This is a genomic window from Paraburkholderia sprentiae WSM5005 (genome assembly GCF_001865575.2).
GTDB lineage: Bacteria > Pseudomonadota > Gammaproteobacteria > Burkholderiales > Burkholderiaceae > Paraburkholderia > Paraburkholderia sprentiae.
The window spans coordinates 1620135-1632344 of sequence record NZ_CP017562.2; the positions used below are offsets into that span (position 1 = coordinate 1620135).

The 12210-nt window shown below is 63.9% G+C and carries 11 protein-coding genes; 5 read left to right on the forward strand and 6 right to left on the reverse strand.

Annotated elements, in window-relative coordinates; genetic code table 11:
- Positions 1-4: 4 nt before the first annotated feature.
- Entirely contained in the window at positions 5-817 is an 813-nt protein-coding gene (locus BJG93_RS24115; protein WP_027193865.1) for a TetR/AcrR family transcriptional regulator, read from the reverse strand.
- A gap of 75 nt (positions 818-892) precedes the next feature.
- On the opposite strand from BJG93_RS24115, the gene BJG93_RS24120 reads away from it, so the two are divergent.
- From BJG93_RS24120 to BJG93_RS24130, 3 genes are all read left to right on the forward strand, one after another.
- Positions 893-2428: an MDR family MFS transporter gene (locus BJG93_RS24120; RefSeq protein ID WP_027193866.1), complete on the forward strand. Its 1536-nt coding sequence runs from the start codon at positions 893-895 to the stop codon at positions 2426-2428.
- Positions 2429-2698: 270 nt separating this feature from the next.
- Positions 2699-3772, forward strand: coding sequence for a hypothetical protein (locus BJG93_RS24125; RefSeq protein ID WP_027193867.1), 1074 nt, complete (start codon positions 2699-2701; stop codon positions 3770-3772).
- A 229-nt stretch (positions 3773-4001) separates the two neighbouring features.
- Positions 4002-5075 (forward strand): TAXI family TRAP transporter solute-binding subunit, encoded by a 1074-nt coding sequence (locus BJG93_RS24130; RefSeq protein WP_027193868.1) that lies wholly within the window; start codon positions 4002-4004, stop codon positions 5073-5075.
- Positions 5076-5118: 43 nt separating this feature from the next.
- Here BJG93_RS24130 and BJG93_RS24135 read toward each other — a convergent pair whose 3' ends face one another.
- The gene (locus tag BJG93_RS24135) at positions 5119-6558 is read right to left on the reverse strand and encodes an aminotransferase-like domain-containing protein (protein WP_027193869.1); all 1440 of its coding nucleotides are present in this window, start codon (positions 6556-6558) and stop codon (positions 5119-5121) included.
- Between the two features lie 109 nt (positions 6559-6667).
- Here BJG93_RS24135 and BJG93_RS24140 point away from each other — a divergent pair, with 109 nt between their 5' ends.
- Positions 6668-7555 (forward strand): DMT family transporter, encoded by an 888-nt coding sequence (locus tag BJG93_RS24140; protein WP_027193870.1) that lies wholly within the window; start codon positions 6668-6670, stop codon positions 7553-7555.
- A 123-nt stretch (positions 7556-7678) separates the two neighbouring features.
- Positions 7679-8248 carry a GNAT family N-acetyltransferase gene (locus BJG93_RS24145; RefSeq protein WP_027193871.1) on the forward strand — a complete coding sequence of 190 codons (570 nt, stop codon included), beginning with the start codon at positions 7679-7681 and terminating at the stop codon, positions 8246-8248.
- Here BJG93_RS24145 and BJG93_RS24150 read toward each other — a convergent pair.
- The 4 genes from BJG93_RS24150 to BJG93_RS24165 form a co-directional block, all read right to left on the reverse strand.
- Positions 8245-8799, reverse strand: coding sequence for a putative glycolipid-binding domain-containing protein (locus BJG93_RS24150; RefSeq protein WP_027193872.1), 555 nt, complete (start codon positions 8797-8799; stop codon positions 8245-8247). The genes BJG93_RS24145 and BJG93_RS24150 overlap by 4 nt on opposite strands.
- 241 nt (positions 8800-9040) lie before the next feature.
- On the reverse strand, positions 9041-10252 hold the full coding sequence (locus BJG93_RS24155; RefSeq protein ID WP_027193873.1) for a porin: 1212 nt from the start codon (positions 10250-10252) through the stop codon (positions 9041-9043).
- A gap of 80 nt (positions 10253-10332) precedes the next feature.
- A complete protein-coding gene (locus BJG93_RS24160) occupies positions 10333-11685 on the reverse strand; it encodes a TRAP transporter large permease (protein WP_027193874.1) in 1353 nt (450 codons plus the stop codon).
- A 7-nt stretch (positions 11686-11692) separates the two neighbouring features.
- Positions 11693-12208, reverse strand: a complete 516-nt coding sequence (locus BJG93_RS24165) for a TRAP transporter small permease (protein ID WP_034477276.1) — start codon at positions 12206-12208, stop codon at positions 11693-11695.
- Positions 12209-12210: the final 2 nt, after the last annotated feature.

Genomic DNA, 12210 nt, shown 5'->3' on the forward strand with positions numbered 1-12210 from the left:
CAGTTCAATCGCGCTTGGCCGGCCCGATGCCCTGCGCCAGCAACGCCACCGCATGCCGCGCGATCTCCGCGCCGCCGATCTTGCCGCGCAACGGATCGTTGCGCCACAGCTTCGAGGTGGCGAGCGGCAGAATTGTCATGCCGAGCAGCGTGACGAAGACGAGTGCGGGCTCGAGCGATGCATTCAGGCGCCCCTCCTCCTGCCAGCGCGCGATCGCCAGCAGCGACGCCTTTTGATGCGCGAAACCAAAACGCTCATGCATGCGCTGGCGCAGCAGCCCGCCGTCGCTGATCACTTCGCGCACCCACAGCGACGCGAACCACGGGTTATCGCTCGCGATCTGCACGAGCCGCTCGGTGAGCTGCGTAATCGCCGCGACCGGATCGTCCGAATTTTCCTGAAACGGCAGGCCGAGGCTCGCGCGCAACGGCGCGAAACACTCGTCGATCAACACGTCGAGCAGTTGATCGCGCGTCTTGAAGTAGTAGTGCATCATCGCGGGCGTGTAGCCGGCCTCGCGGGCGATTTCACCTAGCGATGTATCGACGATGCCCTGCCTCGCGAACAGCGTGAGCGCGGCCTCGAGCAAACGCGCGCGCTGCTCGGGGCCGCGCGCCGCACCCGTCGGTCGGCCAGGACGACGGCCGGCCGACGCAGTCGGCGCGGAGCTTGCGGTATTCGCGCTTCGCGTATCCGTTTGCGTGGCCTTGAGCTGGCGCTTCGACGCGCCCCGCTCCTTGCCGGCAATTCGTGCGGGCGCTTCAGCGTTCGTTACGGCATTGTCCGCCGCGGCGTGGTTACGCGAGATCCTTGCCATTGCATTGAATTTGACGTGGGAGGCGACGTCGCATATATTAATCTTTCTGTTAATTAATTTCAACGCATCGCAGCCATGGAACAACCCGCCGCCCATCCGTCCGTCGACGCCACGCAGCCCTATCCGCGCTCGGCGTCGCCCGTCGCCGACCATCCGCCGATCCGGCTGCTGTTTCCGGCGCTGCTGCTGGTCATGCTGCTCGCCGCGCTCGACCAGACGATCGTCTCCACCGCGCTGCCCACCATCGTCGGCGAACTGGGCGGCCTCAATAACCTGTCGTGGGTCGTGACCGCCTACCTGCTCAGTTCGACGATCGTCGTGCCGCTATACGGCAAATTCGGCGACCTGTTCGGCCGCAAGATCGTGTTGCAGACGGCAATCGTCATATTTCTCGTCGGCTCGGCGCTGTGTGGCATCGCGCAGAACATGACTCAGCTGATCGTGCTGCGCGCGCTGCAAGGCCTCGGCGGCGGGGGCCTGCTCGTGGTGACGATGGCGGCGATCGCCGACGTGATTCCGCCCGCTGAACGTGGCCGCTACCAGGGCGTGTTCGGCGGCATCTTCGGTCTCGCCACCGTCATCGGTCCGCTGCTCGGCGGCTTTCTGGTCGAGCATCTGACGTGGCGCTGGATCTTCTACATCAACCTGCCGCTCGGCATCGTGTCGCTCATCGTGATCGGCGCGGTGTTCAAGCCGCACGTGCGCCACGTGAAGCACACGATCGACTACATGGGCGCCGCCTTTCTCGCCGGCGCGCTGACCTGCATCATCCTGTTCACGAGCCAGGGCGGCACGATCCTGCCGTGGTCGTCGCCACAACTGTGGTTCACGCTCGGCATGGGCCTCGTCTCGATCTGGGGCTTCATTCACGAAGAGCGCAGCGCAGTCGAACCGATCATGCCGCTCGGCCTGTTCAAACAGCGTACCTTTCTGATCAGCAGCCTCGTGAGCTTCATCATCGGTGTGTCGTTGTTCGGTTCCGTGACGTTCATTCCGCTCTATCTGCAGGTCGTGAAAGGCTCCACGCCGACGCAAGCCGGCATGCAGATGCTGCCGATGATGGGCGGCCTGTTCATTCTGTCGATGGTGACGGGTCGTGTGATCAGTAAGATCGGCAAGTACCGGCTGTTCCCGATCATGGGCACGTTCCTCGTCTCCGTGGCGATGCTGCTGCTCGCGCGCTTGCAAATCGACACGCCGATTCATGTGATGTATCTGTACATGGGTCTGCTCGGCTGCGGCCTCGGCATGGTGATGCAGGTGCTGGTCCTCGCGGTCCAGAACACCGTCGAGTTCAAGCACATGGGGGTGGCGACGTCGGGCGTCACGCTGTTTCGCTCGATCGGCGGCTCGATCGGCGTGGCCGGTTTCGGTGCCGTATTCTCTAATGGCCTTGCCGGACGCCTCCAAAAGCTGATCCCGCCCGATACCGAACTGCCGCACGCGTTAGGTCCGGCCGCGATTCATCAGCTACCCGATGCATTGCGCAACGACTATCTGCATGCATTCGCGGGCGCGTTGCACAGCGTGTATCTGTCGGCCGCATGCGTCGTGGTGCTCGCCTTCGTGCTCGCGTGGCTGCTGAAGGACCATCCGTTGCGCAAGCGCTGAGCGTGAAACAACAGGTACATGCATTCGTCTCGAGCGCATAGCCAGGGTTTCTTCATACCTCCGAATGAGCGGTAGCGCACACAATCCAGGGGCCAACCGCGTTGACGTCCCCCGTGAAACGCCACATATTGGAAACAGTGGAAACGCAGGCACTGCCTACGTCTTCGACTTCCGGCGCATGTCGATCGTGATTCCGCGGACAACGCTCCAGCCTCAACACGATCCGAAGCATGCCTTCACGGCATCGTTTTCCAAAGGTGGGTCCACGGCATGTCCACCCAGACAGCAACCGGCCAAACTTTTCCCACGCCCTGCAATCGGTGCGGTGGCGCACTGTACCGACAGGTCGATGCCTGCCCTTACTGTGGCGCCGCGCATCCGTTCGACCGGGACGATCCGCATATCCGCACGGGCATTCCAGGCAGCCGCGCAAGCGCCACGCACAAGCCCTGGCCCCGCTTCGACGGCGAGCTCGGCACACGGGATGGACCCGCGATCGCCGCTGCCGCGATGGCGTCCGAACCCTTGTTGCCGAACCAGCCGATCATGCACACGGCGATCGTGTCGACCGACACCACTATTCCGCCTGACGAAGATCCGATGTATGCGCCGCGCAGCACCGCGCAGACGATCTGGCGCGTGTTGTACGTGATCGGCGCGGTTGTCGCGATCGGCCTGGCGTATGTCGCTTATACGCTATTCAGTGACGGTGGCGATTCAGAGGACAAAGGCGTGGAGCAGATTACGCAGGGCACCGGAACAACGACCGGCATGATCGCGCCGCTCGCGTCGGCGCCGTTGATTGCTCCAGCGCAGACCGCGCACGCGCCGGCCGCGGCCAAGCCGACGACACCACCCGTCACCGTCATGGCGGCAAAGCCCACGCCCGTCGCGCCCGCCGGTCCCGTCATTGCCGCGACGCCGGCTGCGCCGCCTGCGCCGCCTGCCGCGCCGCCAATGGCCGCGACGCCCGTTCAGCCCGCACCGCAATTCCACGACGCCGCACAAGCGGTGCAGGTCGCGCGGACCGCGTTCCGGGCGAACGATCTGTCCGCCGCGCAAGCCGCTCTCGCGGCCGCGCAAACGTTACAACCCGGCAACCGCGACGCGCAAGGTCTGACCGATCAGATGCGACCGCTCGTCCAGCGTCGCGATACTGCGCTGCAGGCGGCGCAGGCCTGCGTCGCGCAGCAATCGTGGCCGTGCGCGCGTCAGCACGCGAACGAGGCACTCGCGATCGACAGCGGCAACGACGCGGCCAAAGTGATCATCGAGCGCGTGATTCGCGAGACCGGCTGGGCGCCGCTGACTCTGCCGCATGCGGCGACGCCGCGAAGCGACTAGCGCTCACGCGCGACGCAACCGACTCGGCCGTCGCGCGAAGAATATTGATTCGCATACCGGATCAAATGGCCGCCGTCTGTGCCGAGTCGCACATTATCGTGCGTCTTCTGAGCGGCAACAGACGGAGCGACCCTGGCAGCAGCTTGAACATGACATGGCAGCCGGATCACTGGTGCTTGCACGCGCCACGCGTGAAGCGGGATCAACCTGACCGATGGGTAGAAAGACCATGCTGAAGAGACTTCTGGCGGGCTGGCTGGGACTGGTGGTACTGGCCGTATGTTCGCTGGCCGGCGCGGAACCGGCGCACTACAAGATCGTCACCGGGCCGGAGCGCGGCACGTATATCCAGATCGGCAACGATCTGTCGAAATGGGTCGCCCAGCCGATCGGCATCGACCTCGAAGTGGTGGCATCGAAAGGCTCGGCCGAAAACGTGCAGCGCATGCGCTTCGAGCCCGGCGTGAAGCTCGCGCTCGTGCAGTCCGACGTGTACCAGGCGTTCATCGACATGGCCAACTCCGGCAACCCCGATGCGGGCACGACGATCCGGCCGTTGCGGCTGATCATGCCGCTCTACGACGAAGAGATCAACGTCGTCGTGCGTGCCGATTCGCCGCTGAAAACGCTCGCCGACATCAAGGGCAAGACCATCAGCGTCGGCCTGCTAGGCAGCGGCACGGCGCAGTCGGCGACGACGCTCTATCGCCTGATGTTCGGCCAGCCGATTCCCGAGCAGAACGTCGTGCATCTGAGCAACGAGGACGCGCTCGCCGCGCTGATCGTGAAGAAGATCGACGTTGCGATCATCGTGGTCGGCCAGCCCGCGAAGCTGTTCAACGACATGAAGCCCGACCTGCTGTCACAGCTGCGTCTGCTGCCCGCCGATCCCAACGCGCCGGAGACGACCCGTGCAAAGCAGACCTACTTTCCGACGACGATCCGCCAGAGCAGCTATCCAGGCTGGCTGAAAGAAGACGTGCCGGGCCTGACCGTCAAAGCGTTCCTCGTCACCTACGATTACGGCTTGCGCGACACCGTCAGCAATCTGGATCATTTCGCCGACTCGTTGTGCGCGAACTTCGACAATCTGCAGGAGCATGGCCATCCGAAATGGAAACAGGTGAAGCTCGAATTGCCGACGCTCGTGCGCGGGTGGAAGTACTACGGTCCGGTCGAGAAGCATCTGCGTGCGTGTCTCGCGAACCGCAGCGCCGCAATGAGCGCAGCGGCCGCGCAGGCCGCGCCGAAACCGCACACGCCTTGCTCGGAACAGGAACGGATGCTGTTGCTGTGCAAATGAGCTTGTAGCCGGGACGCGCGCGCACGGTTCGATTCGATTCGCGTCAAACGCGCTCGCGCGCTGTGTCGGCCGACACGGCGCACGCGTCCATTGCCCGTTGCAATGCCTCGTACACCTTCGGGCGATTGCATTGCGACACGTTGAAACGCAGAAAGCCCGCCGCCGCTTGCGACGCGCTGAACACGTTGCCCGGCGCGAACACGACGCCCGCCGTCAAAGCATGACGCGCGACATCGGCGGCATCGAGCGCAACGGGCAAGCGCGCCCATACGAACAGGCCCGCGCGCGGCCGTGTCCAGATATCGAGGCCCGCATAGCCGAGCCGCCTGACGGTCTCCCCCATCGCATCGGCGAGCTTTGCGCGCATCGCCTCGAGGTGACGCCGATACGTGCCGTCGACGAGCATCCGATGCACGACGCTCGCCGCGAGCTGACTATTGCCGAACGACGTCGCCAGCTTCAGATCGATCAACGGTTCGATCCATTCGGCGCGCGCCGCAATATAGCCGCAACGCACCGCCGCCGACAGCGTCTTCGAAAAGCTGCCGATCGACACGACGCGCGCGAGGCCGTCGAACGCGGCGAGGCGCGGCGCGGCTTCGTCTTCGAAGTCGGCGAAGATGTCGTCCTCGACGATCAGCAGATCGTGCTCGCCGGCGAGCTTGAGCAGCCGGTGCGCGACGGCCGGCGCGAGCGTCGCGCCGGTCGGATTGTGGATCGCCGAGTTCGTCACATAAAGCCGTGGGCGCTGTTCGAGCAGCGCGCGCTCGAACGCGGCGAGATCCGGTCCCTGCGGCGTGTACGGCACGCTTACGATTCGCACGCGATGCGCGCGCAGCAACGCCTGAAAGTTGAAATAGCACGGATCGTCGATCAGCACGGTGTCGCCGGGTTCGAGCAGGAAGCGGCACACGAGATCGAGCGCATGGGTGCCGCCGTCGGTCAGCACGATCTGCTCGGGCGGCGCATCGACGCCGTGCGCGCCGAGCCGCCACGCGAGTTGCTGACGCAGCGCGGGCAAGCCGGCCGGGCTCGCGTAATCGGCGAGCAGCGACTGCGGATCGCGCGCGACCGCGCGCAGCGCGCGGCGCACGCCATCTTCCGGCAGCCACGAAGCCGGCATCCAGCCGCAGCCGGGTTTCAGCACTTTCGAGCCGGTCTCCAGCGACTGCCGCGTGAGCCACAGCGGGTCGACCTCGCGATCGAGTCGCGGTCCGAGATCGGCGAGCGCGAGCGGCGGCGCATGGCCCGACACGAAAAAGCCGGAGCCGCGCCGCGCGACGATCGCCCCTTCGGCAACCAGCCGGTCGTATGCTTCGACCACGGTCGACTTCGATACGCCGAGCGTGTCGGTCATTGCGCGAATCGACGGCACGCGCGCGCCCGGCATCAACGAGCGGCTCGCGATGCGCTCGCGCAGATTGTCCATGACGAGGCCGACGCGCGTGCCCGGCACCGTCTCTTTGGTCCCGCTTTCCGTCATCTGTACTGCTCCATGTTCGGTACAGTTCGTGCGAACTGTACTGTTCTTTAGCTTACCGCTGACGGCCATCGCGCGCATCATGAGACTCTTTCAGCGCAGGATGTAGGCAATGGACAAAACAACCAACGGCTGGCTCAGCGGTTTCGCGGGCATGCTGATCTTTAGCGGCTCGCTGCCGGCCACGCGGCTGGCGGTGCAGAGCTTCGATCCGGTGTTTCTGACGGTGGCGCGCGCGACGATCGCGGGCAGCCTCGGTCTGCTGCTTTTGCTGGTGTTCCGCGAGACGCGCCCCGAGCGGCGCGATCTGCTGCCGCTGGTGGTGGTCGCGCTCGGCGTCGTGGTCGGCTTTCCGTTGCTGACCGCGCTCGCGCTGCGTCATGTGAGCGCCGCGCATGCGGTCGTGTTCATCGGCCTGCTGCCGGTCGCCACCGCGATCTTCGGCGTGTTGCGCGGCGGCGAGCGGCCGCAGCCCGCGTTCTGGCTGTTCTCGGCGCTCGGCAGCGCGGCCGTGGCCGCGTTCGCGCTGCGGCACGGCATCGACGCCTCGCCGTTCGGCGATGCGCTGATGCTCGCCGCGATCGTCGTCTGCGGGCTGGGCTACGCGGAAGGTGCGCGGCTGTCGCGTCATCTCGGCGGCTGGCAGGTGATTTCGTGGGCGCTCGTGCTGTCGCTGCCGCTAATGCTGCCGCTCGCGTGGTGGACGCGGCCGGCGTCGTTCGACGGCGTCGGCGCCGCCGCGCTGTGGGGGCTCGCGTACGTGTCGCTGTTCAGCATGCTGATCGGCTTCGTGTTCTGGTATCGCGGCCTCGCGCTCGGCGGTATCGCGGCGGTCGGCCAACTGCAACTGCTGCAGCCGTTTTTCGGGTTGCTGCTCGCCGGCGTGCTGCTGCACGAGCAGGTACCGCCGTCGATGATTATCGTCACGATGATCGTGGTCGCCTGCGTGGGAGGCGCACGGCATTTTTCGCGCGCGGCGCCGGCGCGGCGCGCGGTCTGACGCGGCTCGAGCGTCGCACGGCAGACCGCTTTTTTCAGGATCGAATTGCGCGAGTCGTGGATCGATATGTCATCATTTCGCGGATTCGCTCACCCAGCGCCCCGCGCCACGACAGGACCACGCATGACTCCGACCCGCTCTCCGCTCGACGCCCCGCTGATTCGCGACGCCACCGAAGCCGACCTGCCGGCGATCCAGGCGATCTACGCGCATCACGTGCTGACCGGTGTCGCGTCGTTCGAAGAAATCCCGCCATCGGTCGACGATCTGCGCGTGCGGCTCGCCTCCGTGCGAAGCCACGGACTGCCGTACATGGTCGCGGAGATTGGCGGCGACGTCGCGGGCTATTGCTATGCCACGCCGTATCGCCCGCGCGCCGCCTATCGCAACACGATCGAAGACTCGATCTACGTCAACGACGCGTATCGCGGACGCGGCATTGGACGCCTGCTGTTGCAGGCGCTGATCGAACGTTGCGAGAGCGGACCGTGGCGCCAGATGATCGCCGTGATCGCCGATGGCGGCAGCGGCGGCTCGCTGTCGTTGCACACGCAACTCGGCTTCGAGCTGACCGGTACGTTGAAGGCGGTCGGCTACAAACACGGCCGCTGGCTCGACACGACGCTGATGCAACGCACGCTCGGCCGCGGCGCATCGACCGCGCCCGACGACGAGGTCGACCGCAAAAGCTAACGCGTGCGCGGCAAACGCGTAAACAAGGTCGGGTAGTCGATCACGAGACCATCGCTATCCACGCGCATATTCGCCGTGAACTCGCGAAAAATGCCTTCATAGCGATACTCGCCGTTCAACTCGTTGCACGTATACGCCTGCTCGACGCGCGTGACCTGCAAGTCCGGCGTCGAGATATACGCGACCTCGATCGGCTGACGCTCGCCTTCGGCCAATTGCAGGCGGCGGATCGGCAACGTATTGGTGTACGGCGTCGCGGCGATATCGATATCGATGCAACCTTCGATGGCGCTCAGCGTGAGGCCGTGCCCGTCGCGCCAGTGGCCGTCGCCATCGCCATGCAACTCCAGCTCGCCACCGCCGACGATCTTCAGGCGCGCGTAGCGCGTGCGCCAGCGCGCGTCGCAGCGCACCGCGTAATGCAGCCCGTACGCTTTGCCATTGCGCTGCCCGACCACGACGCTTTCGACGACGAAGCCGTCGTCGCGCGCATCGAATACCAGATGTTCGATGCCATCGCCCTCTTCCGAGGCCCATCGGATTTCACGCATCGGCGTCTCCTCGCGAAACGGCGCAGCGGACGCGCCGGGCTCTTATCGTAGCGCTAAAACCGGCGCGGCATGCCGCCCCAATCCAGGCGCCCACGGCCGGCAAACGCTCAATATCACAAAATGGCGCATCGAAAAAAAAAGCTGCGCACGTGATGTGCGCAGCTTTGCGAGACTGACGACGCGAAAAAAACTGCGTCGATGTGGCGGCAAAACAACGCGCCGCCACGTATTCAGTAACTGTTTAGAACTTGTGGATGATGCCCACGCCAACCGCGGTCTGGCTGCGCGACGAGGACGGCGAACCGTTCTGGCCGTCACCGATGCTTGCCACTGCGCTGATGATCGACTTGCCGTTGCCCGACAGCGTCTGGCCGCTAGCGCGCTGATACGCTTCGAGTGCGTACAGGCCGGTGCGCTTGGACAGCGAGTAGTACTGCGACAGGTTGAACTGGCTGTAGCTAGCCGTGCTCTGAATGCCGTTCGACGCCGTTGCGCGGGTGTAGCTATAGCCAGCGGCCAGGTCCAGCACCGAGATCGGCTTCCAGTGCAGCACTGCGCCACCGGTATTCCAGATCTGCGTGTCGTGGAACAGCGACGCCTGGCCCGCCGTGTATTTGACGTTCGAGTAGGCGAACGAAACGTCCCACTGCGAGTTGAACGCGTAACCACCCGTCACTGCAATGCGCTGCTGCTTCGCTGCGCTCTGGAAGCCGTTGTTGATTGCCGAGACGGACGGCTGCGCGCCGTTGTTCGACGCCGTGGAATTCCACGCCGGGGTGGCAACGGTTGCCGCGTTGTCGATGCGCTGGATACCTGCTGCGATACCGATCGGGCCGTTCAGGTACTGTGCCGCCACGCTCCACGTTTGGCCGGCTGCGAAGCTGCCCGTGTTGCCGCCCAGTGCGTACGAACCGCTAACCGTCAGACCGGCAAAGCTCGGCGACGTATAAACCAGTTGGTTGTTCACCCGGAACGTCGTGTCCAGCGAGTCGATATCACCCGGATGCGCACCGTATGCGCCGGTCAGCCACGTGGTCGGGCTATACGGCGAGAGCAGCGTGTAGTACGAGGTGTACCCGCGGCCTGCCGTCAGCGTACCGAACTGCGCGTTCGTCAGACCGACCCATGCCTGGCGGTTGAATGCCAGACCGGACACGCTTTGCGCGCCAGTTGCGCTGTTAAAGCCTTCTTCCAACTGGAAAATCGTCTTCGTGCCGCCACCCAGATCTTCCGAGCCCTTCAAACCGAAACGGCTGCCTGCCCAGATGCCGTTGATCATCTTGACTTGCGAGTTGCCAGCAACGGTCTGCGGTTTCGCCGCCGTGGTCAACGAAGCCGAGCTGTTCTGCCAACCCAGACCCGTATCGACGATACCGTAAAGCGTCACGTTGCTTTGCGCATGTGCGCCCAGGGCGACCAACCCCAAGGCCGAAGCTAAGAGAGTCTTTTTCATTTCTACTCCTTTGTTAAAAACTTTCTGACGCGGCCTATGCGAGCACCGCTGAGTGTGGGTGAGACGTTTTTTTATTTGGATCAGAACACCGGATGGCCGTTGATGATGCTCGGCAACCAAGTCGAGAACCACGGGACATACGTGACAATATTGATGGCCGAGAAGATAGCGAGGTAATACGGCCACGCCACCTTAGTAGTTTCCCCTATCGACACATTGCCAATTGCACAACCAATGAACTGCACCGAGCCAATCGGCGGATGCACGAGACCCAATGCGCAGTTCAGCAGAATCATGATGCCGAACTGAACCGGGCCCACGCCGTTGTGCATCGCCATCGGCAGGAACAGCGGGGTCGTGATCAGGATGTGCGCCGCCATGTCGACGAACGTGCCGAGGAACACCTGAATCACGTTGATGTACAACAACATCAGCCACGGCAGCGAGGTCGCGCCGTCGAGCATGCGTTCGATCGCCTCCGGAATCTCCAGATATGCCATCTGAAAGCGCAGCATGTTCGACACACCGATCAGCAGCAGCACCACGCCGGTCGTTTTCGCGGCTTTGCCGAGCGCATGGCCGAGCTTCTTCATCGTCAGCGAGCGATACACGACGATGGTCAGAATCAGCGAATAACCGACGGCGATCGCGGCCGCCTCCGTTGCGGTGGCGATACCGCGCGCCACGCAGAACAGAATGATCGCGATGACCATCAGGCCCGGCACCGCGCCGATAAACGTGCGCAGCACGGCCATCCAGCCCGGGAAACGCTGCAGCTCGGTCGAACCGTCGGGACGGCGCGGATAGCCGAACTTGACGGCCTGCCAGTAAGCGGCGATCAGCACGAGGCCCATCACCCACAGCACCGGCAACAGACCCGAGAACAGCAGATCGCCGATCGACACGCCGCTCATCTGCTTGCCGTTCAGCACCCCGCTCACGCCTTGCGCCGCGAACGCGTAGATGATCATGTTGGTCGACGTCGGCATCAGCGCGCCGGCGAGCGATGAATGCGTGGTCACGTTGACCGCGTAGGCGGCGCTATAACCTTCGCGCTTCATCATCGGAATCACGACGCCGCCCATGGCCGACGTATCCGCGGTCGGCGAACCCGACACGCCGCCGAACAGCGTACAGGCGACCACGTTGGCCATGCCGAGGCCACCGCGGAAATGGCCGACCGTAGCCTGCGCGAAACGCAGGATGCGGTCAGCGATGCCGCCGTGCAGCATCAGCTCGCCGGAGAAGATGAAGAACGGGACCGCGAGGAACGAGAAGCCGTTCATGCCCGAGATCATCGACTGCATCGCGGTTGCGGTCGGCAGGCCTTCGAACAGATACGTCAGAACGCAGGACAGGCCCAACGCGAATGAAACCGGAACCCCTAGAAAAAGGAAGACGAGAAAACTGGCGGTAAGAAGAGCAAGTTCCATGATGGTTCTACTTTTGTTCCGTGGCGGAGAGTTCGAGCGTATGCACCTTGGGATTGCAGGCGAACAGCTCGAGCAGATGCTCGATCGAGAACAACGCGATGCACACGCTCGCGAAGATCGGGATGCAGTAGCGCACGCCTTCCGGCACGCCGATGATCGGAATGCGGTCGCCCATCGTGGTTTCCGCCATCTCGAAGCAACCGATGAAAATCGCCACCGCGAAAGCGATCAGGCAGAGGTGCTGAATCCCTTTCGCGATCACCTGGCCTTTCTCGGGCAATTTCTTGACGAGCGAGTCCAGTCCGATGTGACCGCCCTCGCGAACCTTCAGCGCGGCGCCGAACATCGCGATCAGGATCACCAGCAACAATGCGATGGGCTCGACGAAATCGGGTGCATCGTTAAACACGTAGCGCATCACCACGCTATAAATCACGAGCAGGCAAAGCGTGGCGAGGCTAAGCGACGCCACGACCAGCAGCACGCGAAAAAGAAAATCATTGGGGCGTTTCAGGAAACTCATGA